This is a genomic window from Deefgea piscis (assembly GCF_019665785.1).
Lineage (GTDB): Bacteria > Pseudomonadota > Gammaproteobacteria > Burkholderiales > Chitinibacteraceae > Deefgea.
Genome location: NZ_CP081149.1, coordinates 1,559,010 through 1,581,982 on the forward strand (window position 1 = coordinate 1,559,010; position 22,973 = coordinate 1,581,982).

Sequence of the window (22,973 nt, forward strand, 5' to 3'; positions counted from 1 at the left end):
TTATTTTTTATTCCTATACCCCTGTTGCGCCGAGATTGAGCGGATGCCAACGGGGCGGTAAAAATTGTATTAATCAGCGAGGAAGCTATGTATAACCCGCAACTGAATGCCCAAGGTGAGTTGATTCATTTACTCACCACCGAAGGGCTGCCGCGTCGTGTTTTGACGCAGATTTTGGATAAAGCCGCCGAGTTTGTCTCGGGCGGTGAGTTGGTGAATCAAAAATTCGCCGATTTGGCTGGCACTTCGGTGTTTAACTTATTTTTTGAAAACTCAACGCGTACCCGTACGACGTTTGAAATCGCCGCTAAGCGGTTGTCGGCCGATGTATCGAGTTTGAATATTCAAGCTTCTAGTACTGCCAAAGGCGAAACGCTGCTCGATACGATTCACAATATTGAAGCGATGGGCGCGAATTTGTTCGTCGTTCGGCATTCGGATTCGGGCGCGGCGCATTTGATTGCCAAGCACGTGAAACCGGGTGTGGCAGTGGTGAATGCCGGTGACGGTCGCCACGCGCATCCAACGCAAGCGATGCTCGATATGTTTACCATTCGTCATTACAAAGGCGACTTTACCAATTTGCGCGTGGCGATTGTGGGTGATGTATTGCATAGCCGTGTGGCGCGCTCGCAAATTCACGCCTTATCAACCTTGGGTTGCCCTGATATTCGCGTTATCGCGCCGAAAACCTTGCTGCCAACCGGCATCGAGCAGCTTGGCGTGCATGTGTATCACGATATGGAAGAAGGTCTGAAAGACGTTGATGTGGTGGCCATGCTGCGTTTGCAAAATGAACGCATGGCCGGGGCGTATCTGCCGTCAACGCAGGAATTCTTTAAGGTCTACGGCCTTACCCAAGAAAAATTGGCGTTTGCTAAGCCCGATGCGATTGTGTTGCATCCGGGGCCAATGAATCGCGGCGTTGAGATTGATTCGGCAGTGGCCGATGGTGACCAAGCGGTGATCTTGCCGCAAGTGACATTCGGTATCGCGGTACGCATGGCGGTGCTCAGCATCGTGGCGGCCAATCAACGTGAATTGATTTAGAAAAATCTGACGCAGAGACGCAAAGGCGCAGAGAAAATCTAAATCATATGGGCTTGGCAATAACGTAGCAAAAAGACCATCATCTCCGAATATGTGTATCGGGGAGCCAGTAGCGCAGCTGGATTCTCATCATAATGGGAATGACACAATTACTGGAGATGATGATGAAACAAGTTTTTAAAGCGAGTTTTCCTCCGTGTCTCTGCGCCTCTGCGTTGAAAAAATGGGTTAAAAAATGAAAAATATTCTGATTAAAAATGGTTGCTTGGTCGATCCGATTGCCGGTACGGAGCAAGTGGCTGATTTGTATTTAGCCAATGGCAAAATCGCTGCGGTGGGTGTTGTGCCGGCTGGGTTTGTGGCGGATGAAACGATTGATGCAACTGGACTGATTGTTGCGCCGGGCTTGGTCGATTTAGCCGCGCGTTTGCGTGAACCCGGCTTTGAGTACAAAGCAACGCTCAAATCAGAAATGGCCGCTGCTGTAGCTGGCGGCGTAACCAGCGTGGTGTGCCCACCCGATACCGATCCAGTGCTTGATGAATCAGGCTTGGTGATGAATTTACGCCAACGGGCAAAAAATCTCGATCTAGCGCGTTTATATCCGGTTGGTGCGTTGACCGTGGGCCTAAAGGGCAAAGAAATCACCGAAATGGCGATGCTGAACGAAGCTGGTTGCGTGGCTTTTTCGCAAGGTGATGTGCCGATTGCTGACTTGCAAGTGCTGTACCGCGCAATGCAGTACGCGGCCAATTTTGGCTATGAGCTGCGCTTGCGCCCTGAAGAAGCATCTTTGGTGAACGACGGTGTGGCGCACGATGGTCCGTATGCATCTCGTCTGGGCTTAACCGGCATTCCGGTGATTGCCGAAACCATCGCCGTGGCGCAAATCGTGCAACTGATGCGCGCCACCGGTTGCCGCGTGCATTTAGCGCGGATGTCGAGCGCTGCCGGTCTGGATTTGGTTCGCGCCGCCAAGGCAGAAGGCCTGCCACTGACGTGTGACGTGAGCATCAACCATATTCATTTGGCTGATATTGATATTGGTTTCTTTGATAGCCAATATCGTTTCGATCCGCCACTGCGGGCGGTGTCTGATCGCGATGCAATTGTGAAGGCGCTGAACGACGGCACGATTGATGCCATTTGCTCGGATCATTCGCCGGTGGATGATGACGGTAAATTGCTACCGTTTGCGCAAGCTGAGCGCGGCGCAACAGGTTTGGAATTATTGCTGCCGTTAACGCTCAAATGGGCCAGCAGTCAGCATATTAGCTTGCCGCAAGCACTGGCAAAAATCACGTCAATGCCAGCCAAAATGCTTGGCTTTGAAGCGGGTTTAGCCGTTGGCAATCGCGCTGATTTGGTGGTGTTTGATGCCCAAGCGCATTGGCAAGTGATTCCTGAACGCCTAAAAAGCCAAGGTAAAAACACGCCATTTATTGGGCATGAAATGCTGGGTAAAGTGAAATTCACGCTGGTAAAGGGCAAAGTGGTTTTTGCTTAATGGCTGTGTATATTGCGATAGACCATAAATAGATTGGTTTTTAGGGCGATACCTTAATATATAAAAGGGCTGCGTTGCGCAGCCCTTTTTGTTGCCTTGATTATTTAGGTAGTGCTTGCCCTTTCGGCCACAGTAGCCACAGGCTACCGCTTTGCTTCATTTCTCCGGCGAGTTCACCCGCTGCGTCGCCCGTTCCCCAAAAGAAATCGGCGCGAACACTGCCGCGAATTGCGCCGCCAGTGTCTTGTGCTGCAACTAAACGATGGATGCCGCCGGCGTTATCAGGCCGCGTCGTGGCGATAAACACCATGCTGCCCAGTGGAACAGTATTCGGGTCGATGGCGATGCTGTACGCCGCAGTCAGTGGCACGCCAAGCGAGCCGATCGGGCCGTCATTACTGGCGGGTAAGGTGCGGAAAAACACATAGCTTGGATTGCTATTGAGTAATTCATTCACTCGCTTAGGGTTGGCTTTGGCCCAAGCACGAATGCTTTGCATAGAGACTTCACTTGCTGGCAGCAAACCTTGCTCGACCAACCAACGCCCGACAGGCTTATACGGGCGACCATTTTGGTCGGCGTAGCCTAAGCGCAGTTGTTCACCATTACTGAGTTGCACGCGCCCTGAGCCTTGGATTTGTAAAAACTGCACGTCCATTGGGTCGTTTAACCACGCCAATACGGGGGCATTGACGCCATTTTTAACAATCTCGGCGCGGTCAGGAAAAGGCACCAGCTTATTGCCGAGCACTTTACCGCGTAAGCGTTTGCCTTTGAGTTCAGGGTACACGCTCTCTAAGGCGACGGTAATCATGTCACGCGGCGGGCCGTAAACGGCTTGATTGGCGGTATTGGTCTGCGTGAGGCTACCGGCATAGACTGGCTCATAATACCCGGTGATGAGTCCAGTGGTGCTTTGGTCTGGATTTTGTAACTGATAAGGCGTAAGCCGAGTTTGTAAAAACTGGCGAATAGCCGGTGTGGTTAGCGCTACATTGGCGGCGTCTTGGCAAATCGGAGCCCAAATTGGATTTTTTTGTAGTCGAGCGCAGCCATTACGCCATGCTTGAAAACCTTTAACCAGTTCATCTTGTGACCAAGCTGGTAGTGCTTGCCAGCTGCTGGCGACATAGCGTGGTGCGGCTGTTGGTGTGGGGCTTGTGGGTTCTGGGGTGGTACTTGGTGTTGGGCTAGGTTGCGCTGGCGGCTTGACTGGTGCAGTGCCGCAGGCGGTAAAAAAACTGGCCAGCAACAAGCTGGCCAGTGTGTGCTTTAACGCCAAAGTAGGACGTTTGGCGGGGCGACGTTCAATCATTGTGATCCGTTTTAACTGTGTTCAGGGTTAGGGTCGATATTTTGTTTAAAAGCGGCTAAGCCGGCTTTTTGAATTTCGAGTGTTTTAACCGTCATTTGCAGCATGCCAATTTGCATGCTGAGCCATTGCTCGACGGTTTTACATTCGACTATTTTACGCTCGATTTCTTCTTCGGTCAGCGGTGGAATAAATGGGTTATTCGCACCTTGCTTGAGCATATTGGCAAAAAAGCCAAAGGGATCGTTTGGATTAAATTCACTCATTATTTTGCTCCTCAGCCATTGCGGCTTCAACCGCTGCCAATGCCGCCATATTAATAATACGGCGAACTGATGCAGTTGGGGTCAAAATATGCACCGGTTTGGCCATGCCCATCAAAATCGGACCAATGGTCACGCCATCGACTGCGGTGGCTTTGAGCAAGTTAAACGAAATATTCGCCGCATCCAAATTCGGCATAATCAGAATATTGGCTTCCCCTTTGAGACGGGAATTTGGGAAAACCTGCGCCCGAATAGCGGTCGAAAGCGCCGCATCACCATGCATTTCACCATCGATTTCTAATTCAGGCGCTTGCTCGGTGACAATACGTAGTGCCTCTTGCATTTTACGCGCTGACGGGCTGTCGTTACTGCCAAAGCTGGAGTGACTCAATAGCGCTGCTTTCGGAGCAATACCGAATTTACGCACCGCTTCAGCCGCCATCATGGTGATTTCAGCCAGTTGTTCGGCGTTCGGGTCGGCATTGACATAGGTGTCGGTGATGAAAATATTTCCTGAATGCAAGAGCAAAATATTCATTGCCGCCGTCGTCGAAACGCCCGGTTTTAAGCCCAGCACATTTTTAACGTGCGCCAAATGATTGTGATACAAACCGTAAGTACCACAAATCATGGCGTCCGCTTCGCCACGCTCGACCATTAAAGCGCCGATCAGGGTGGTTTTGCGGCGAACTTCGGCTTTGGCGAGGTCTTCTGAAACGCCTTTGCGTTGCATGATGCTGTAATACAGCTGCCAGTATTCGCGATAGCGTGGATCATTTTCTGGGTTACACACTTCAAAGTCGATACCCAGGCGAATGCGCAAGCCGAGCTTTTCAATGCGTGCCTCAATCACCGGGGGGCGACCGATTAGAATCGGTTGGCATAAGCGCATATCGAGTAATTCTTGCACGGCATGCAAGGTGCGTTCATCTTCACCTTCACAAAACACCACGCGTTTTTGCGCTTTTTTGGCCGCCATAAACACCGGCCGCATAAAGAGACTCGATTTATACACAAATTGCGTGAGTTCTTCGATATACGTTGCCCAATCTTCAATCGGGCGAGTGGCAACGCCGCTGTCCATCGCCGCTTTGGCCACTGCTGGGGCAATTTTAACGATCAGGCGCGGATCAAACGGCGTTGGGATTAAATATTCTGCGCCAAAAGCCAGTGATTTGCCGCTATAGGCATTGGCGACCACATCCGATAACTCGGCGTGCGCCAACTCGGCAATCGCGTTCACTGCCGCGTGTTTCATCGCTTCATTAATCGTCGTGGCACCGACATCGAGTGCGCCACGGAAAATAAATGGGAAGCAAAGTACGTTGTTTACTTGATTTGGATAATCCGAGCGACCGGTACAAATAATCGCATCTGGGCGCGCTGCACGCGCTTCTGGCGGAGTCACTTCTGGATTTGGATTGGCCAAAGCCAAGATCAATGGCGAGACCGCCATGGTTTTGAGCATTTCGGCGTCAATCGCGCCAGGACCTGATAGCCCTAAGAAAATATCAGCGCCGACTAGCGCTTGGGCTGGCGTGCGAATGTCGGTATCGCGCGCGTAGCGTTGCTTGGTTTCGTCCAGCGGGCCACGGCCGTTATAAATCACGCCTTTGGAGTCGCAAACAAAAATATTGCTTTTTTGTACGCCTAAAGAAACCAATAAGTCTAAACACGCAATCGCGGCGGCACCGGCGCCTGAGGCGACTAATTTAACATCGGCGATGTTTTTATCCAGTAAGGCGAGGGCGTTTTTGACCGCAGCGCCGACAATAATCGCCGTGCCATGCTGGTCATCATGAAACACCGGAATATTCATTCGCTCGCGCAGTTTTTTTTCTACATAAAAACACTCGGGTGCTTTAATGTCTTCGAGGTTGATACCGCCAAAAGTCGGCTCTAGCGAGGCAATGATTTCAATCAGTTTGTCGGGATCGTTTTCGTCGATTTCGATATCAAAAACGTCGATGCCAGCGAATTTTTTAAACAATACACCTTTGCCTTCCATAACCGGTTTGCCGGCCAAAGGCCCAATATTGCCCAAACCTAAAACCGCAGTGCCATTGGTGACCACGGCAACTAAATTACCGCGCGCGGTTAAATTGCGCGCTTCGGATGGATCGGCAACGATGGCATCACAGGCTGCAGCCACGCCGGGTGAATAGGCAAGAGCTAAGTCGCGCTGGCTAGCTAGCCCTTTGGTGGGCACCACTTGAATCTTGCCCGGCTTTGGGAAACGGTGATATTCAAGTGCTTTCTTTCTGAGTTCTTCGTCCATGATCTGCCCCTGGTGCGTGTATCGATGTGAGTTGATGCTGGGGGAATATGACGCTGAAAAGTATTAGGGATATTCCCACAGACAGATAAAAAAGAGCATCGATGACTAAAAAGTGAGTCTAAATATTATAGGTATTGCTATCTAGTTAGTGTTGTTAATAGTTTACGAGGCTATACCCTGTGTTTTTGATGATTGTTTTATGCTGCGTAATTAAAACAACATGATGTCATCACTTGGTTCTGCGGGCTCGGGTGCCGCAGCTATAACGGCCTGTGGTGATTGTTGGGTTAGATAAATCAAGGTGGCGATCACATGCGAAAACTCATCATCGAGCGATAAACCTTGATCATAAATTTGGGTAGCTGCTGCCAGACTATGCGCAATCATATCCAGTAGAGCCCCTTCTTGTGAATCGGTGAGGCCCAAATACACCATCTTGTGTTCAAACTGATCTTGTAATTCGCTAAACAATAACATCGAGGAACTCGCCTGATGGCGATACTCGTTTTCTAGTTTTTGAATGGAGGACTGAATTAAGCTAATTGCATTTAAGGTGAGCTGCTGCTGAGCGCGAATTTGCGTTTCATTTAAAATGCCGTCGAGTCGTGTTTCTGCCGCCTCAACCAAAATGGCGATATGGTCGCGTAATCGGCCACACAAATCGGGCTGGTTAACGGGCATATCTTTGACTTGCAAGATAATTCTTGGAAAATTAATCACCAATCGTTTGCCCATTTCATAAATGCGCTGCGGATCTTGCGCTAAGGTTTGCAGCATATGCTCTTCGAGCGGACTGCAGCGTCCTTGGCTATTGAGCGTGTGCAAGGTGTTTTGTTGGTGAATTTGGGCGGCAACTTGCACGTTGAATTTGGCTGTGGTTTGTACCAGCGCTTTGAGCAAGCTGGCTTCATCGGGCGCTAAGCTGGCGCGCTTAAAAAAACTAATTACTGTGCCCAATTCGGCCGAATTTGAGATCGCTTGCATGGCCGTAACGGTCGCCGCTTGGACTGAGCTGCGCAGTTGCTGGGTCTCTTCGATGCTGCGTTGAAACAATAATAATTTTTGTTGTAATTCATCATTACAAAATGGCTTACTAATAAAGTCGTCCGCTCCAGCGCCATAAGCGGCGACATAATCCGCTTTTTCAGTGCTGGCAATAAACAATATTTGGCCATTTGGATTGTTGTTTTTGTAGCGCTGGCAAATCGCATAGGCAGTCTGATCGGCTAAATTACCGTCGATGAGTAGAATGTCAGGCTGAGTTTGCTCAAGTAGCGCCAATGCATCTAAGCCGTTTTGGGCCATTTGTATTGCAAAATGCGCCTCGATATTGGGCCGCAAAGCGTCGTAAGCAGAACAATCTGGATCAACAATGAGTAGCGTGAGTGGCATTGGCTAACTTTCCATTGAAATAGCGGATAACTATTGATTTAAAAGTTTTATGGCAAGGCGTCCAAGCCGTCGGCAGTACATCGAGTACGGCAAGGCGAGGCTACGATGCCAGAAAACTTTTGCTTAACGATTTAAATATAATGACCGTCGCTTAAGCTAGGCCAAAGCAGAATGCAGCTGCTTTGGCTCTTTATAGTTTATATTTTAATGGATGGCAGTTTAGTGACAGCTTAAAGCTGGTTTAAAAGTAGTACATCCCCATCGCAGTTTTTACTTTATGCAAGGTTAGTGCGGAGGTTTGTCGTGCTTTGGCTGAGCCACACAGTAACATCGACAAAATGGCATCCGGATCTTTTGCCAATTGCGCGCGGCGTTCGCGAATCGGTCCGATCAGGGTTTGTAATTGCTCGTTAAGGCGCGCTTTGATCACACGATCAGCCAGACCGCCATGCTGGTATTGCGCTTTTAATTCATTGACGTGTGCCGGTTCGGCATCAAATGCATCTAAAAAGCTAAACACCACATTGCCTTCAATCTGCCCCGGACTGCCAATGGTGAGATGGTTGGCGTCGGTATACATTTTATTGACCGCCTGCACAATGTCATCGGCGCTGGCAGCAAGACTAATGTGATTGCCTGCGGTACGACTCATTTTGGTTTTGCCATCAATGCCTGGTAGGCGACTGGTATTCGATAGTAAGGCAGTGCATTCACTGAGTACGTTGTCGCCCACCATGCGGTTAAACCGGCGAACAATTTCATTGGTCTGCTCAATCATCGGCAATTGATCGGCACCGACCGGAATCAAGGTGCCGCGTAAAGCGGTAATGTCAGCAGCTTGGCTCACGGGGTAAGTTAAAAAACCAGCGGCTACATCGCGATCTTGCCCTTTGGCTTTGAGTTCGGATTTAACCGTTGGATTGCGCTCTAAGCGGGCAATAGAGACCAGATTCATTAAATAAAATGACAGCTCAGCCAGTTCCGGCACCATCGATTGAATCAAGATGGTTGATTTTTGTGGGTCGATGCCGACGGCAAGGTAGTCTAGTGCCACATCAATCACTGACTGGCGTACAGCACGATAATCGCCTTGATGATCAGCCAAAGCTTGCGTGTCGGCTAATAAAATAAAGGGCTGATGGGTTTCTTGTAAGCTAAGGCGAGTTTGTAATGAGCCAACATAATGGCCTAAATGCAGTGGGCCAGTGGTGCGGTCGCCAGTGACCACGATGGTGGCTGCCGATGGATTCGACGAGGTAGATGGTTGTGACATGATGCTGCTCCTTAAAGTGGAGCCGCCGGATGGGAGAGGGGTAAAAAAACAAAAAACCTGTCACCGTAATCCGGCGGCAGGTTTTGTCGATACCAACAAGCCCAGTGCCGCCTAGAGGCGCCACCAGTAATAAGCAACAGAAAGGGGGTGTTGGATCATGTTCATGGGCCAATAGTGACAGGCTTAACTTTAGCCCGTCAAGTGTTTTGCCCTGTGTTTGGGTTTAATGTCGATAAATATATTGAGGTATTGGCTTTTAAACTTTATTTAACAAAGCTTGCAGTTATATACCTACATTGATTAACGTGTATGCCGTGTGACATGATTTAGCCTCAGCCAGCAGACATGAGGCCGCTTTAAAGTGACGGTGTCGGTGGCGGGTCAAAACTCATTAACGGTTTTCGGCATAGACGATAGTAGGCAATTGGCGTGGCTTGTGGCCGACTGCTACGCGCCACACTCACAAAGATCTGCCAGTCGCTGTCAGCGAGTTTTTGATTCATCGCGGCAATTAAACCATGCGGATTTTGAATTACACAGTGCTTGATCAGCTCAACACTGGTGCATTGCCGCTGCCGACTGAGGCGTTGATAGATTTTTGCTTCGTCGGGCGTCCAGTCGATATGAAGTAGGGATGTGTGTTCTGACATATAAAGCCTTAATGTGGATCGGTTGTGCTAGGGTCTGTTGACGCTTGGAGCTGAACTTGGAGTGGGTTTTTGATATCTAGATGAACATCTTGCTGCGGGTAAGCAATGCAAATGTCGTGCTTTCTAAAACTGGCATCGATCATAAAGCGCAAGTCACTGGCCACTTGACGGCCGATAATGCCGGCGCCGATATCCACCCAATAATAAATACCAAAGGTGAGCGCATCGGCTGCGAAATCTTCGAGCAATATTTCGGGTGGTTTATTTTTGCAGATTTGGCCGTGCCGCAGCACTTCGTCTTCGAGCAGCTTGGCAACCAGTCGTAAATCACTGCCATAAGCGACGCCGACTTGAAAGCCTTGGCGAATCACGCTGTTGGTATAACTCCAGTTAGTGACATTTTGTTCCAAAAAAGTGCTATTGGGCACCAAGGTGTCGATGCCATTCACATCGCGCACCACGGCCGCACGCACATTCATATCGACGACGGTCCCCAAAATACCGGCAACCGCAATGGTGTCGCCAGGACGAAACGGGCGTTCAAGCAGCATCATCAGGCCGCTGATTAGGTTTTTGAGTAGCGTTTGCATGCCAAAACCTAGACCAATGGCAATCGCACCCCCCAAGAATGCAAACGCCGTGAGAGGGATTTGCACAATCAGCAATGAATTGATCAGCAGCCCAATAAAGGCGATGGATAAGATCCAGCGCTTGGCAATTCGAATTGAAACTTCGGGGAAACGGCTGCGTTTGATCAGGATTTTTTCGATTAAATGCCCAAAGAAAATACACATCGCAAAGCCAACAGTAATTAATAACACCGCGATGCACATTTTGCCGATGGTGACGCCGCGCGAAATACTGATGTTTTGTCCATCCACTTCAACGCTGTCATTCACGCTAAATAATTCATAGCGCCAGATTTGAGTGAGCAGACGATGCATTTTTTCTTGCCAATAATCGGTACGCATGGCCAGCGTTTTGTCTTGTTGGGCGGCATTATTGAGCCAGCGATTAAATTTTTCATTCGAGCGACGTAAATCAATTGCCGCTTCGCGGTAGATGCTTTCGCGGTCTTGCCACGTTTGTCGTAAAGCTGCAGGGGTATCACTTGCTCGGCCTAGTTGGTCTATTTGGTCCTGAGCAATACCTGCTGATTTTTGCATGGCAACGAGGGTGCCTTGCAAGGTGCGCTGCCAGGTTTGTGCTTCTTCATTGAGCTGTTGAATTTCTGCTTGTTTGCCGGAGTTTTTCAGTGCCAGGCGTTTTTTCCAAAAGCTACTCTCAATGGTATTGGCCATCATTAAGTCAGATAAAACGCCAGATTCAATGGCCAGCGTTTCCAGTTGTTGCTGGAGCCCTTGCAGCTGTTGATCGAGTGCAGATAGCTGCGTTTGCAAAACAGCGGTATTGCTGGTTTTAGGGTTTTCCAATTTGCTAGTGAGTGTGTCGCGCTGAGTTGTTAGCTGGGCTAATTGTTGGCGAAGTTGCTGCTCTTTAGTGATTTGATTGTTTTGTAATTGCGCGTAATGCTGTTGTTGCGCAGTAATTTGTTGCAGCTCGTCATTGATCACCGCGCTTTGCAATTGATCTTGATTGGGACCCAATGTGGCATCGAGCGCCAGTACTTGTTCACGGCGGGCTTGTAATTGCGCGCGATTAAACTGCTGGCGTGCATCAATACTGGCCAAGGTGGCGAGCCAAGTGTCGACTTTTTGTTGCGAAGTCACAATTTTGGCGGCAATTTGGCTGCGAGCACTGCTTTGAGCTGGCGCTTTCTCCAGCAAATCTTGATTGAGGCGTAACTCGGCTTGTGCTTGGCCTAATTCATCATGGATGGTATTGAGGTAGGCTTCTTGCACGCTGAGGTTGCTTCGTAATATATCGACTTCTTGCTCTAGCAATTGCCGCTCACCTTGCAGCTGTACCTTGCTTTGGCTCGCTTGCAGGCTTGCAGGTGGGGTGTGGTTTTCTTGCTCGAGCGCACTCAAGCCGTTGAGTGCGGCTAGATGCTGGCGGTAGGCATAGATTTCGAGCGTGAGCCAAAATCGATTTAATTCTCGATCTGGTGCTGTAGGGTTTTTTTCTAAGGTGGCGAGCGCTGCTTGGGCTAATTCCAGCCGCTGATTTAAGCGTTCAAATTCGCTGTTGCTGCTGACTAATGCTGTGCTACTGGCGCTGAGCGGCGCAGGCGTTAAACGTAAATCACTCGGCGCAGCAATCGCTTTGGAGAAAATGAGTAGCAAAAATACAGTAAAAAAACGAGACATAGTCGGCGCAGGCTGAGTCAGAGAGGGGTATTTTACGCTTTACACTCGGGTGTGATTCAGAAATATGCAAGCTAAGGTTTGGGCGTCAGCATGCCACGTCGATCTTGCATGCTGATGCCTGAGCGACAATGGCATTGCTGACGAATCAATCTCAGTTACATGGCGGTTTTGATGCCCGCTTTGACTAAAAACCAGTTCATGGGGTAGGCGGTGATAAAGCCGCAAGCCATGGCGATTTGCATCATGAACCAAAATATTGGCTCGGTGGGCGACATTGGCCCAATGAGCACAAAAATAGCCAATCCCATCCAGCCATACATGCCAATTTGCCATGAAGTTAAAGACAGTGAGTCCACTTTGAGTGCACGCCACCAGAGTGCAGCGCCGGTTTCTGGCACCATGCCGATTAAACCACCGTATTGAAAGGTAACGCCAATGGCGAGTGCTAGCAGATAGGAAAGCGCCCATTCGCCAAAGACCGGACTACCCCATAATAAAAAGGGTGAAGCAGCAAATAGCCACGGTCCAATTAAATCGGCGAGGCTACAGCCGGCACCACAATGCAGTGTTCCGGCGGTAATGCTTTGCCAGAAGGGTTTTTTTGCGCCCATCTGCATCTTCATATCCATCTTCATATCCATTTTCATATGCGGCGGCATCTCCATTTTCATTTCTGGCATGGACGACATTGAGTTTGGGGTTGAAGTAGGGGCAGGCATCTTCATATTGGACATGTCCATATTAGACATATCCATCTTGGGCATGTTTGGCATGTCTTGCATCGGCATGCTGTTCATCATTGCGGGCTTGGCTTCATCACTCGTGCCTTGCGGCGTTGATGGGGGAGAGGGCATTTTCATGGTGGATGCGCTGTGCGAAATGCGCGGTTTGCTGCCGTTGCCAATGTGGCGGTAAGCCCAAATCGCCAATGGACCAGCCCAAAGCGCATTAATTGGCCATACCCAGAGCATGATCGACATCATGGGTTTGGGGCGTTGACGTTGATCGAGCAGAATGTAAATAAAGCAAGCGATACCGATGAGTATGCTGCAAATGGCCAGAGTGCTTAGCCAATCGGGTAGGGGAGCGTGAGGCATGATGGCAATACTTCTATGAAAGAAATAATGTAGTTATAGCCCATCACTTTTGAGATGCTATGTTTGATTTTGGTGATATTTACTACGGGGTATCTGGATGCAACGAATTAAATATGTTGCATCCAGAGCAATACCCTCAGAGCGTAATGGCGTGTTCCCGTGTGGCGTGGAAACGCAACTCTGGCCAGCGTTCCATCGTCAAATCCAGATTGACACGGCTGGTGGCCAAATAAGCCAAACTGTTGGCAGCATCGCGGCCGAGGTTATTGGTGAGCGTGCGCTCAAAATCGGCGAGTTTTTTCGCGTCATCACAAGACACCCAGCGCGCAGTGTAAATCGTCGTCGATTCAAACATCGCTTCTACACCGTATTCATTCAGCAAGCGCGAGGCAACGACTTCAAACTGCAATACCCCTACCGCGCCAAGAATCAAATCGCCACCATTGAGCGGTTTGAAAACCTGAACCGCACCTTCTTCACCCAACTGCTGCAAGCCTTTTTGCAATTGCTTGATCTTGAGTGGATTTTTGATGCGCACGATGCGGAACATTTCCGGCGCAAAGTAAGGAATGCCGGTAAACGACAGCAATTCGCCCTCAGAAAACGAGTCGCCAATCTGAATATTGCCGTGATTCGGCAGACCAATAATATCGCCAGCGTAAGCTTCTTCGACTTGTTCACGGCCTTGCGCCATAAACGTCACTACCGAATTGGCGGCGATGTCTCGGTTCAGGCGCAAATGCTTGAATTTCATGCCGCGCGTAAATTCGCCCGAGCAAACCCGTAAGAACGCAATGCGGTCGCGATGCTTCGGGTCCATATTCGCTTGAATTTTAAAGACGAATGCGGAGAATTTTTCTTCAGTCGGCGAAACGGCACGTTGTACCGCAGCGCTGTCCGACGGTTGTGGCGCCCAATCGACTAGCGCATTCAAGATTTCACGAATCCCGAAGTTATTAATAGCCGAACCAAAAAAGACCGGTGTCAACGTACCATCGAGGAATTCTTCGAGCACGAAAGGATGCGAAGCGCCGCGCACGAGCTCTAATTCCATCCGAGTTTGGTCGATTTCGAGTGGGAAGAGTTCGTCCAAACGTGGATTATCGATGCCTTTGATGACTTCAACTTCATCAAGAGGGCCTTTGCCCGGCGTAAAGATAATCACTTCGTCTTTGAGGATGTGATATACCCCACGGAAGGTTTTACCCATACCAACTGGCCAAGTAATGGGCGCGCAACGGATTTCGAGCACGCTTTCGACTTCATCGAGCAGCTCTAAAGAATCTCGTACTTCACGGTCGTACTTATTCATGAAGGTGATAATCGGGGTGTGGCGCATGCGGCAGACGTTCAATAGTTTGATCGTTTGCGCTTCAACACCTTTGGCCGCGTCAATGACCATCAAGGCCGAATCCACCGCAGTCAGTACGCGATAGGTGTCTTCCGAGAAATCTTGGTGACCTGGGGTGTCGAGCAGATTGACCACGTGATCGCGGTAATCGAACTGCATGACTGAAGACGCAACCGAAATACCCCGTTGCTTTTCAATGTCCATCCAGTCAGAAGTGGCAAACTTACCGCCTTTTTTGCCTTTTACAGTACCCGCATTTTGAATCGTGCCCGAGAAATACAGCAGTTTTTCGGTGAGCGTGGTCTTACCCGCATCGGGGTGGGAGACAATGGCGAAAGTACGGCGGCGCGCCACTTCACTGATGATGTCGGGCATGGTATTGATGTCAAAGGGGAAAAACGCGCAATTGTACGCGAATGTGGCGATAAGCAAAACCTTTAGCGCGGATGACTCGGCAGTAGGACGGTAAATATCGCGCCACCTTGCGGGTGATTGCTAGCGATAATTTGTCCTTCATGGTCGCTAATAATTTGCCGGCTAATCGCCAGACCCAGCCCAGTGCCGCTGCCATTGCGAGCGCGGCTACTTTGGATGAATTTATCAAAGATATATTCTAGCTCGTCGTCGGGCACGCCCGGACCATGATCACGAACGCTGACGCCGATGGCCGGTTGGTCAGGCTCTAATTGCGCATTGGCAATAAAGTGAATTTCAATTTCGCCACCGTGCGGACTAAATTTGATGGCATTGGATAATAAATTAACTAGCACTTGAGTTAGGCGAGCTTTATCAAAATGGGCGCTGGCTTCAATTTCGCCATCTTGAATATGCAGTTGTAATTGCTTGCTGCTAATGAGTGAGCTAATTTCAGCGCACGCCATTCGCACAATCATTTGTAAACTATGAACGCCTTTGTCATAAGTCATTTTGTTAGCTTCAAGTCGCGACATATCCAGTAGGTCATTCAACAGGACCAATAGTCGTTTTCCTGAGGCATTAATACGTTCAAAGTAACGATTTAAATTGAGGTTTTCGCTGTGATTCGGATTTTGTGTTTTGCCTAAACCCATTTCAGAGAAAGATAAAATCGCATGCATTGGCGTGCGTAATTCATGTGACATATTGGCAAGGAAAGAAGACTTGGCAAAGTTAGCACTTTCGGCCGCTTCTTTAGCTTCAACTAAATGCGTTTCTATTTTCTTTAAAACGGTAATATCGGTAAAGAATGCATAGGCATATTCAATCGATTTTTGCTCATCAAGCACTACGCCACTATTAATAAGGAAAGGGTGCGCAATGCCTTCGTGATTGAGTAGCTCTAAATCAATCGGTGCTTGGTGTTTATCAATTAAGCTGGCTAATTGATCTGGGAAGAATTTTTTAGCATTTTCACCCCATAAGTCATGCGGGTGTCGGCCAATCAGGTTTTTACGGCTAAATCCCAGCAGACGGGTGAATGAATGATTGACGTCGCAAATGCGATGGCCAGCATCAATCAATAAGAAGCCGTCTGCGGTTTGATCAATAATGGTGCGATTAAGCCGTTCTGATTGGCGCATCGCTTGGGCGGCAATCCGCTGCGAGGTGATGTCTTCAATGACCGCGATCAACCCTTTTGACATATCTCCAGGGACCAAAGCTTTGGCGTAAACCATCGCCCAAAATGGCGTATGGTCACGGCGATACAGTTCAGTTTCACCGCGAAATACGCCACCACTGGCAATTTTGCTCCAGATCAGTTGATTGGCTTCGCTAAATTGTTCGGTAGATGAAAAAATATTGTGGGTCGGCGAGCCGATAATATCACTAGCGGCATAGGCAAACAGTAGCTCAAAAGCGGGGTTGACCAAGCGAATAGTGCCGCGCATTGATAGCATGATGGCGAGTGGACTGGCATCGAGTACGGTGCGGATTTCTGCCGTGCGCTCCATGACCATTTCTTGCAAATGGTCGCGGTGGCGACGTAATTCTTGCTCGGCTTCGCGCCTCGCAGAAATATCACGTGCGTTGCAGCAGATATAAGATTGTTTTTGAAATTGAATGAGCGATAAAGTAATTTCCATTGGGGTGATTTTACCCAATGAGTTTTTAAGTAGACCTTCAAAGTTGATGGTGTTGTTGTCGTGTAGTTGCGATAAAAATTGTCGCCAATCTGCTTCGGAAATCTCGGTAAATAAGTCGTTAAAATTGAGTGAACTAAGTTCATCACTGCGATAAGCGGAATGCTTGGTGAGGCTTTTATTGGCGTAGTAAATGCGACCAGATTCATTACACCAAAATGTCATGTCGGGTGATTCATCGACCGTAAACTGCGTTAAATACAGGCGAGCCTCAATTTGTTCTGCCCGTTTGATTTGTCGCATTAAAATGTAAGTCAAAATAGAAATGACCAGCATTAATAAGGCGGCCAATGCCGTTCGGATATAAGTTTGGGTTTTAAAGTGAGCTAAAATAAAATCAACATTAAAAGACAGACGAATGATAAGTGGATTATCACTTTGATTGACGATGAAGGTGATTAGTTTTTCGCCATTATCATTTTTAATATAAGTACTGCTGCGTTTGAGTCGTAATTGCTCAAATAGTAGTGGGTCGTCGTTACGAATGTTTTTATTTAAGGCACTTTCATCAAATGGATAGTTGATTAAAACGACGCCATCACTACGCAGTAATTGAATTTGCATTCCTTTGGGGAGTTGCAAAGAGTCATAAAATTTAAGGAAATAAGCCGGTTCCATTCCTGATAAGAGCACGCCACCAAATTCACCATTGGGTAAATTAACGCGACGAGTTAAGGGGAGTAACCATTTGCCATCCGTTCTAGATAAAATAGGCTCGCTGATATAGGGGCGAATTGAATCAAAATCACGGTGGTAATTAAAATAAACCCGGTCAGCGAGCGATATTTTTCGTGCTGGATACTCAAGACCATGACTATGCAATATACCGGTTGGACCGATGGTGATAATGCCGCGTATTTGTGGGGTTAAACGGACTTTATCTTTGAGTAGTAAATGCATGACGTATTCGTCAGCTTTATCGACACCACCTTGTCGATCTAAATCTTCAGCCACATTTTGCATGGCTTGTTCAACAGAAACATAAGCTCGCGTGGCGTTTTCATCTAATGCCCGAGCCAGCGATAAATTATAGTTTTCCGCTTCTCGCATTGTTTGCTGATAATCACGGATGGTAATCCACGTTAAAGTCAGTAAAACCACAAAGACGGTCACGCCATAAAAAGTCAACAAGCCAATTCGCAATACACGAAGTGTTTTATGCGTATTCGGTTCGGTTGATAAATTGTTTTGGCGTGACCCTATCATGCTTTTATTTGGCCTCTAAAGCTTCCCAGCGTTCCATTTTTTCAATGGTGATTGCATCAATCTCATCGATTCTAGCCTGCATTGCTTTGGCCTTTGCAGGAGAATCGCGATAAATTGCCGGATCAAGCAAAGATTGTTGTAATTCTGTCTGTTCTTGCTCGAGTAATGCGATTTCCTTTGGAAGGTTTTCTAATTCGCGGGCTTCATTAAAGCTTAATTTGGTTCTTGCTGTTTTGGTGCGTTCAGCTGGTTTGCTTTCTTTGCTAGTTGTGATTTTGTTATTTGATTCACGACTAGCGAGCATACGTGCTTTAGCATCAATCCAGTCTTGATAGCCACCGACGTTTTCAATAATTTGGCCGTTAGGTTCAAAGACGATGGTTTGAGTTACGACATTATCGAGAAAGGCACGGTCATGGCTGACTAAGAAAACGGTACCCGGATATTCATCGAGTAATTGCTCAAGTAATTCTAGCGTTTCAATGTCCAAATCATTGGTGGGTTCATCCAGCACCAAAACGTTTGCTGGACGAGTAAATAAACGCGCTAACAATAAGCGATTGCGTTCACCACCAGAGAGTGATTTAACCGGGCTGCGCGCGCGCTCGGCAGGGAACAAAAATTGTTCCAAATAACCCATGATGTGTTTACGCTGTCCACCGATTTCTACGAAATCATCGCCTTGGCTGACGGAGTCGGCGACTGATTTTTCTTCGTCAAGTTGCTCGCGGAACTGATCGAAATAAGCGACTTGGATCTTGGTGCCCGCTTTAACTGAACCGGTGTCGGGTTCAAGTTCGCCAAGAATCATTTTAAGTAAGGTGGTTTTACCAGCGCCGTTCGGGCCGATTAGGCCGATTTTGTCACCGCGTAAGATGCGGGTACTAAAGTCTTTGATGAGGACTTTATCGCCATAGGCTTTGCTGACGTTTTCCAGTTCGGCGACAATTTTGCCGCTGCGATCGCCAGCTTCAACTTGAAATTCAACTTTGCCCAAACGCTCGCGGCGCTCAGAGCGTTCACGACGTAATTGTTCAAGGCGACGAACGCGGCCTTCGTTGCGGGTGCGACGTGCTTTGACACCTTGGCGAATCCAAACTTCTTCTGCAGCAAGATCTTTATCAAACTTTTTATTGTTTACTTCTTCTTGCGCGATGAGTTCTTCTTTTTTGGCTTCATAAGCCGCAAAATTGCCAGGGAAGCTCACAATATTGCCGCGATCGAGCTCAATAATACGATTGCTGACGTTGTCCAAGAAGCGGCGGTCATGGGTAATAAATAATACGCTGCCACCAAAGCCCTTGAGCATGGTTTCTAGCCATTCAATCGCGCTAACGTCTAAATGGTTGGTTGGTTCGTCAAGTAGTAAAACTTGGGGTTCGGTGACCAAAGCGCGGGCAATGGCGACGCGTTTTTTCCAGCCGCCAGAGAGTTCTGAAATCAAGGTTTCGGGCGGTAGACTGAGCTGCGACATAGTGGTCGAAATGAGCGAATCTAAGCGCCAGCCATCTTGGCTTTCGAGTTCATGCTGAATTTCGGTCAGACGATCTAGGCTTTCTTGGCTATCGTCTAAGTGGTCGAGCGCCGCATGGTAATCGAGCAAGACTTGGCGAATATTACCCAAGCCTTCGGCGACCGCTTCAAATACAGTGTGCTCAGGGTTGAGCATGGGCTCTTGCGGAACAAACGCCATTTTGGCGTTGTCAACCAAACGAATCGTGCCTTCGTCGAGTTTTTGCACGCCAGCGATGGCTTTTAATAATGACGACTTACCTGCACCATTGCGGCCAATTAAACCAACCCGCTCTCCAGGCTCTAACACAAGGCCTGCGCCATCCAATAGTGGCCAGTGACCAAAGGCGAGGTGGGCATTTTCAACCAGTAACAAGGGCATAACAGACTCTTTAATTTGCAATTTAAGCGGCGATTATACGGGTGTGTTGGGTCTTCGGCACGTTAACGATTAGAATCGTGCTCAATCTCATAGTGGAGTAGAGGGATGAAACGACTCGCTCTGTGTCTCGTATTACTCTGTTTGGCTGGTGTCGCTTGGGCTAGTCAGCCTAAGGCAGGCAAGGCTAAAGCAGAGGTTGCTAGTGTAAAAAGCACTCATCCGGCACTCAAAGCGAAAAGTGCTTTGGCGCAAGCGGGTGCTTTTGATGTGAATAATCCACCGGACCGGATTCGTGTGTTGGTGGGGCTGGGGGCTTCGACGTACTTTTTAAAAGATGGTCGCCCTCATGGTTTAGAGTACGCCTTGTTAAATGGCTTTGAGGCTGAGCTTAATCGCAATCGTGCCAAAGGTCTGCCGCCGATTCGGATTCAATTTATTCCAATGGACAGCGGGGAGCTCATTTCGGCTTTGTTGGCGGGCAAGGGTGATATTGCTGCAGGGTTGATTCCGATTACTGAGGGCGCACGTTCCTTGGTCTCATTTTCTACGCCTTATGCTCAGGATGAATGGTGTTTGCTTGGCCCCAAGTCGAGTGATGCGCCTCGTTTTGAAACCTTGGGTGATACGCCGTTGGTGCTGAGCTCGAGCAGTTTGGGGCGCCGTTTGTTGGCCGGGCAAGCAGAATGGAGTGGACTCACGCTTGAAGATCCGCCAATCGGGCAGTCTGTTGAATCGTTGCTAGCGGAAATCAATGCCGGTAAAGCGGTGTACACCGTCATGAGTCGGGCAGTATTAAAGTTGTGGGGTGAGCGATTTAAAGAGGTTCAAGTGGGAAGTTGCTTGGCAGAGTCGGTTGATTTGGCATGGGTGACGCGGCCAGCAGATAGCGCATTACTGGCGTCGTTAAATCGTTATATAGCGAGCAAAAAAGTATCGATAGATGCTGCGATTCGCGCCACTCAGCGCTTTTTGCCTGTAGATGCTAAAGCGGCGCGTTCTGAGGCTATTTCACCGCTGGATAAATTGGGCTTTTTTATGCCCATGTTTCAGACCATTGCGGCGGCGAACAATTTAGATTGGATGCTACTGGCAGCGATTGGGCAAAAAGAAAGTAAATTAAATCCGGTGATTCGGAAAAACGGCCCGACTGGGGTGATGCAAGTTAATCCGTCTACTGCCAGAGCGATGGGGGTGAGTGATCCGCACGGCAACGAGGGCAATATTACCGCAGCGGCCAAGTACTTAGCTTACTTGCGTAAAATGTTTAGTCAGCAAGGTATCTCAGAAGACAATCAATTGTATTTTATGATTGCAGCATACAATGCCGGTGAGGGGCGTTTGGCGCAAATTAGAAACCGCACGAAAGCGCAAGGTTTGGACCCGAATGTTTGGCTGGGTAATGTAGAAAAGACGGCGATGAGTCAAGTCAGCAAAGGAATGGTAGATTATGTATCTGCCGTCAATCGCTATTATCTTGCTTATCAATCGGCAGAAAAGACCAAAGCCAAAAAAGCCAGCCATGTCGTTGGCAAAAATACCCAATAGTGGTTTGAAACCCTATTGGGGTATATCATTACAGACTAATCGCTATAATGCGTCTGTGTTAATACATTCGATACGTGTTTTCTTTGACGGATATTCACTCTAGCATCAATGCTTGAGCGGCTTTATTTAAAATCGTCATCTACAGTTTTCCTGTTTTTTATCATATTTTTACGCGCTGAAGTCGCGTATTGTTGGCACGTGTTTTTCGGCTATTCATTGGAGATTTAAAAGTATGCAATGCGGTACTAAGATTGTTGCCACCCTCGGCCCTGCGTCGAATGATCCAGCAGTGCTGGAAAGCCTCATCGTTGCGGGTGTAAATACCGTACGTTTGAATTTCTCTCATGGTACAGCGCAAGACCATACTGATCGCGCGGCAATGGTTCGCTCGATTGCGGCTAAATTGGGTAAGTCGGTTGCTGTTTTAGCTGACTTGCAAGGCCCAAAAATCCGTGTTGGTAAATTTGAAAAAAATAAAATTGAGCTAAAAAAAGGCGCCAAATTTATTTTGGATGCTGAATGTGAATTGGGTAACCAAGACACCGTGGGTTTGGATTACAAAGAATTGCCAAATGACGTGGAAGCGGGCGTTGAGTTGTTGCTTGATGATGGCAAAATCCAATTGATCGTTGATTCTGTAGTTGGCGCCAAAGTATTCACGACCGTGACGATGGGTGGTGTGTTGTCGAACAATAAAGGTATCAATCGTAAGGGCGGTGGTTTGACTGCGCCAGCGTTGACTGCCAAAGATATGGAAGACATCAAAACGGCCGCTGCTTTGCAAGCGGACTATATTGCGGTTTCGTTCCCGAAATCGGCTGCTGATATGTATATGGCACGCACTTTGTTGCGCGCAGCGGGTGGCCACGGTGGTTTGATCGCAAAAATCGAACGGACCGAAGCAATTACCAATCTGGAAGAAATCCTCGCTGCGTCTGATGGCATTATGGTTGCTCGTGGTGATTTGGCGGTTGAAGTGGGTGATGCCACTGTACCTGCACTGCAAAAGCGCATGATCAAGATGGCGCGTAAGATGCACAAATTGAGCATTACTGCGACGCAAATGATGGAATCAATGATCGAAAGCCCAGTGCCAACACGCGCTGAAGTTTCCGATTGCGCCAATGCAGTCTTGGATGGTACTGATGCGGTGATGTTGTCGGCTGAATCAGCTGCAGGTAAATACCCACTTGAAGCGGTACAAGCTATGGCGCGTACTTGCTTTGAGGCTGAGCGCTCTGGCGAATGCAAGGTAGAGGCTGAATTTGATAATGTGAGCGACTTCTCTCGCATTGACGAAGCCGTTGCGATGTCGGCTTTGTATGCCGCTAGCAAATTGCCAATCAAAGCGATTGTATGTATTTCACATTCAGGTGCATCTGCATTGTGGTTATCACGTTACAATACCGGTGTGCCAATTTATGTGTTTACGCAAGAATTGAATACCTACCGCAAATTGGCTTTGTTCCGCCACGTTCGTCCTATCATGATGGATGCTAAAGTGGGTGCTGATCGTGAAGAACAATTGGCATCAGCTCAACTTGAATTGCTACGTGCTGGTGTTGTGATTCCAGGTGATAAATTAGTGGTTACCTTGGGTGTGCATAAATCTGGCGTTGGTTCTGGTGCGAACACAATGCGTATTGTACAAGTGGGTAGCGGCACGCGTTAATTGGTGCTTTGCTGACACAAACCGGTCTTATGGCCGGTTTTTTGTTTTTTTAAGCGGCAGATGGTTTGCGATGATGAAGTCCCGCGCAAT

General features: G+C 48.3%; 15 protein-coding genes. 4 read left to right on the plus strand and 11 right to left on the minus strand.

Annotated elements, in window-relative coordinates; all coding sequences use genetic code 11:
* Positions 1-87 precede the first annotated feature (87 nt).
* Together K4H25_RS07220 and K4H25_RS07225 are read left to right on the plus strand one after the other, a co-directional pair.
* Positions 88-1,050 (plus strand): aspartate carbamoyltransferase catalytic subunit, encoded by a 963-nt coding sequence (locus tag K4H25_RS07220; RefSeq protein WP_221022647.1) that lies wholly within the window; start codon positions 88-90, stop codon positions 1,048-1,050.
* Positions 1,051-1,285: 235 nt separating this feature from the next.
* Entirely contained in the window at positions 1,286-2,557 is a 1,272-nt protein-coding gene (locus tag K4H25_RS07225) for a dihydroorotase (RefSeq protein WP_221022648.1), read from the plus strand.
* A gap of 100 nt (positions 2,558-2,657) precedes the next feature.
* On the opposite strand, the gene mltA is transcribed toward K4H25_RS07225, so the two are convergent.
* The 11 genes from mltA to K4H25_RS07280 all read right to left on the minus strand — a co-directional run bounded on the left by mltA (position 2,658) and on the right by K4H25_RS07280 (position 19,666).
* On the minus strand, positions 2,658-3,872 hold the full coding sequence (gene mltA / locus K4H25_RS07230) for a murein transglycosylase A (RefSeq protein WP_221022649.1): 1,215 nt from the start codon (positions 3,870-3,872) through the stop codon (positions 2,658-2,660).
* An 11-nt stretch (positions 3,873-3,883) separates the two neighbouring features.
* Positions 3,884-4,135 carry a PhaM family polyhydroxyalkanoate granule multifunctional regulatory protein gene (locus K4H25_RS07235; protein WP_182075157.1) on the minus strand — a complete coding sequence of 84 codons (252 nt, stop codon included), beginning with the start codon at positions 4,133-4,135 and terminating at the stop codon, positions 3,884-3,886.
* Positions 4,128-6,413 (minus strand): NADP-dependent malic enzyme, encoded by a 2,286-nt coding sequence (locus K4H25_RS07240; RefSeq protein WP_221022650.1) that lies wholly within the window; start codon positions 6,411-6,413, stop codon positions 4,128-4,130. The genes K4H25_RS07235 and K4H25_RS07240 overlap by 8 nt, the downstream gene beginning before the upstream one ends.
* A gap of 210 nt (positions 6,414-6,623) precedes the next feature.
* Positions 6,624-7,805, minus strand: a complete 1,182-nt coding sequence (locus K4H25_RS07245; RefSeq protein ID WP_221022651.1) for a response regulator transcription factor — start codon at positions 7,803-7,805, stop codon at positions 6,624-6,626.
* A gap of 241 nt (positions 7,806-8,046) precedes the next feature.
* Positions 8,047-9,078, minus strand: coding sequence for a tryptophan--tRNA ligase (gene trpS, locus K4H25_RS07250; protein ID WP_221022652.1), 1,032 nt, complete (start codon positions 9,076-9,078; stop codon positions 8,047-8,049).
* Positions 9,079-9,434: 356 nt separating this feature from the next.
* Positions 9,435-9,728 carry a hypothetical protein gene (locus K4H25_RS07255; protein ID WP_221022653.1) on the minus strand — a complete coding sequence of 98 codons (294 nt, stop codon included), beginning with the start codon at positions 9,726-9,728 and terminating at the stop codon, positions 9,435-9,437.
* An 8-nt stretch (positions 9,729-9,736) separates the two neighbouring features.
* A complete protein-coding gene (locus K4H25_RS07260) occupies positions 9,737-11,998 on the minus strand; it encodes a mechanosensitive ion channel domain-containing protein (protein ID WP_221022654.1) in 2,262 nt (753 codons plus the stop codon).
* Positions 11,999-12,153: 155 nt separating this feature from the next.
* Positions 12,154-13,095 carry a DUF4396 domain-containing protein gene (locus tag K4H25_RS07265; protein ID WP_221022655.1) on the minus strand — a complete coding sequence of 314 codons (942 nt, stop codon included), beginning with the start codon at positions 13,093-13,095 and terminating at the stop codon, positions 12,154-12,156.
* A gap of 136 nt (positions 13,096-13,231) precedes the next feature.
* On the minus strand, positions 13,232-14,821 hold the full coding sequence (locus tag K4H25_RS07270; protein WP_221022656.1) for a peptide chain release factor 3: 1,590 nt from the start codon (positions 14,819-14,821) through the stop codon (positions 13,232-13,234).
* Between the two features lie 62 nt (positions 14,822-14,883).
* Positions 14,884-17,772, minus strand: coding sequence for a PAS domain S-box protein (locus K4H25_RS07275; RefSeq protein ID WP_221022657.1), 2,889 nt, complete (start codon positions 17,770-17,772; stop codon positions 14,884-14,886).
* Positions 17,773-17,776: 4 nt separating this feature from the next.
* A complete protein-coding gene (locus K4H25_RS07280; protein ID WP_221022658.1) occupies positions 17,777-19,666 on the minus strand; it encodes an ATP-binding cassette domain-containing protein in 1,890 nt (629 codons plus the stop codon).
* Positions 19,667-19,771: 105 nt separating this feature from the next.
* Between K4H25_RS07280 and K4H25_RS07285 the strand changes: the two genes are divergently transcribed.
* Positions 19,772-21,211 carry an MltF family protein gene (locus K4H25_RS07285; RefSeq protein WP_221022659.1) on the plus strand — a complete coding sequence of 480 codons (1,440 nt, stop codon included), beginning with the start codon at positions 19,772-19,774 and terminating at the stop codon, positions 21,209-21,211.
* 232 nt (positions 21,212-21,443) lie between these two features.
* A complete protein-coding gene (pyk, locus tag K4H25_RS07290; RefSeq protein WP_221022660.1) occupies positions 21,444-22,883 on the plus strand; it encodes a pyruvate kinase in 1,440 nt (479 codons plus the stop codon).
* Positions 22,884-22,973: the final 90 nt, after the last annotated feature.

Excerpts from the sequence above, each read along its gene's own strand:
- K4H25_RS07255 (WP_221022653.1), bottom strand. The coding sequence starts at position 9,728 with ATGTCAGAACACACATCCCTACTTCATATCGACTGGACGCCCGACGAA.
- K4H25_RS07260 (WP_221022654.1), bottom strand. The coding sequence starts at position 11,998 with ATGTCTCGTTTTTTTACTGTATTTTTGCTACTCATTTTCTCCAAAGCG.
- K4H25_RS07240 (WP_221022650.1), bottom strand. The coding sequence starts at position 6,413 with ATGGACGAAGAACTCAGAAAGAAAGCACTTGAATATCACCGTTTCCCA.
- K4H25_RS07270 (WP_221022656.1), bottom strand. The coding sequence starts at position 14,821 with ATGCCCGACATCATCAGTGAAGTGGCGCGCCGCCGTACTTTCGCCATT.
- K4H25_RS07225 (WP_221022648.1), top strand. The coding sequence starts at position 1,286 with ATGAAAAATATTCTGATTAAAAATGGTTGCTTGGTCGATCCGATTGCC.
- pyk (WP_221022660.1), top strand. The coding sequence starts at position 21,444 with ATGCAATGCGGTACTAAGATTGTTGCCACCCTCGGCCCTGCGTCGAAT.
- K4H25_RS07235 (WP_182075157.1), bottom strand. The coding sequence starts at position 4,135 with ATGAGTGAATTTAATCCAAACGATCCCTTTGGCTTTTTTGCCAATATG.
- K4H25_RS07265 (WP_221022655.1), bottom strand. The coding sequence starts at position 13,095 with ATGCCTCACGCTCCCCTACCCGATTGGCTAAGCACTCTGGCCATTTGC.
- K4H25_RS07275 (WP_221022657.1), bottom strand. The coding sequence starts at position 17,772 with ATGATAGGGTCACGCCAAAACAATTTATCAACCGAACCGAATACGCAT.
- K4H25_RS07220 (WP_221022647.1), top strand. The coding sequence starts at position 88 with ATGTATAACCCGCAACTGAATGCCCAAGGTGAGTTGATTCATTTACTC.
- trpS (WP_221022652.1), bottom strand. The coding sequence starts at position 9,078 with ATGTCACAACCATCTACCTCGTCGAATCCATCGGCAGCCACCATCGTG.
- K4H25_RS07285 (WP_221022659.1), top strand. The coding sequence starts at position 19,772 with ATGAAACGACTCGCTCTGTGTCTCGTATTACTCTGTTTGGCTGGTGTC.
- K4H25_RS07245 (WP_221022651.1), bottom strand. The coding sequence starts at position 7,805 with ATGCCACTCACGCTACTCATTGTTGATCCAGATTGTTCTGCTTACGAC.
- K4H25_RS07280 (WP_221022658.1), bottom strand. The coding sequence starts at position 19,666 with ATGCCCTTGTTACTGGTTGAAAATGCCCACCTCGCCTTTGGTCACTGG.
- mltA (WP_221022649.1), bottom strand. The coding sequence starts at position 3,872 with ATGATTGAACGTCGCCCCGCCAAACGTCCTACTTTGGCGTTAAAGCAC.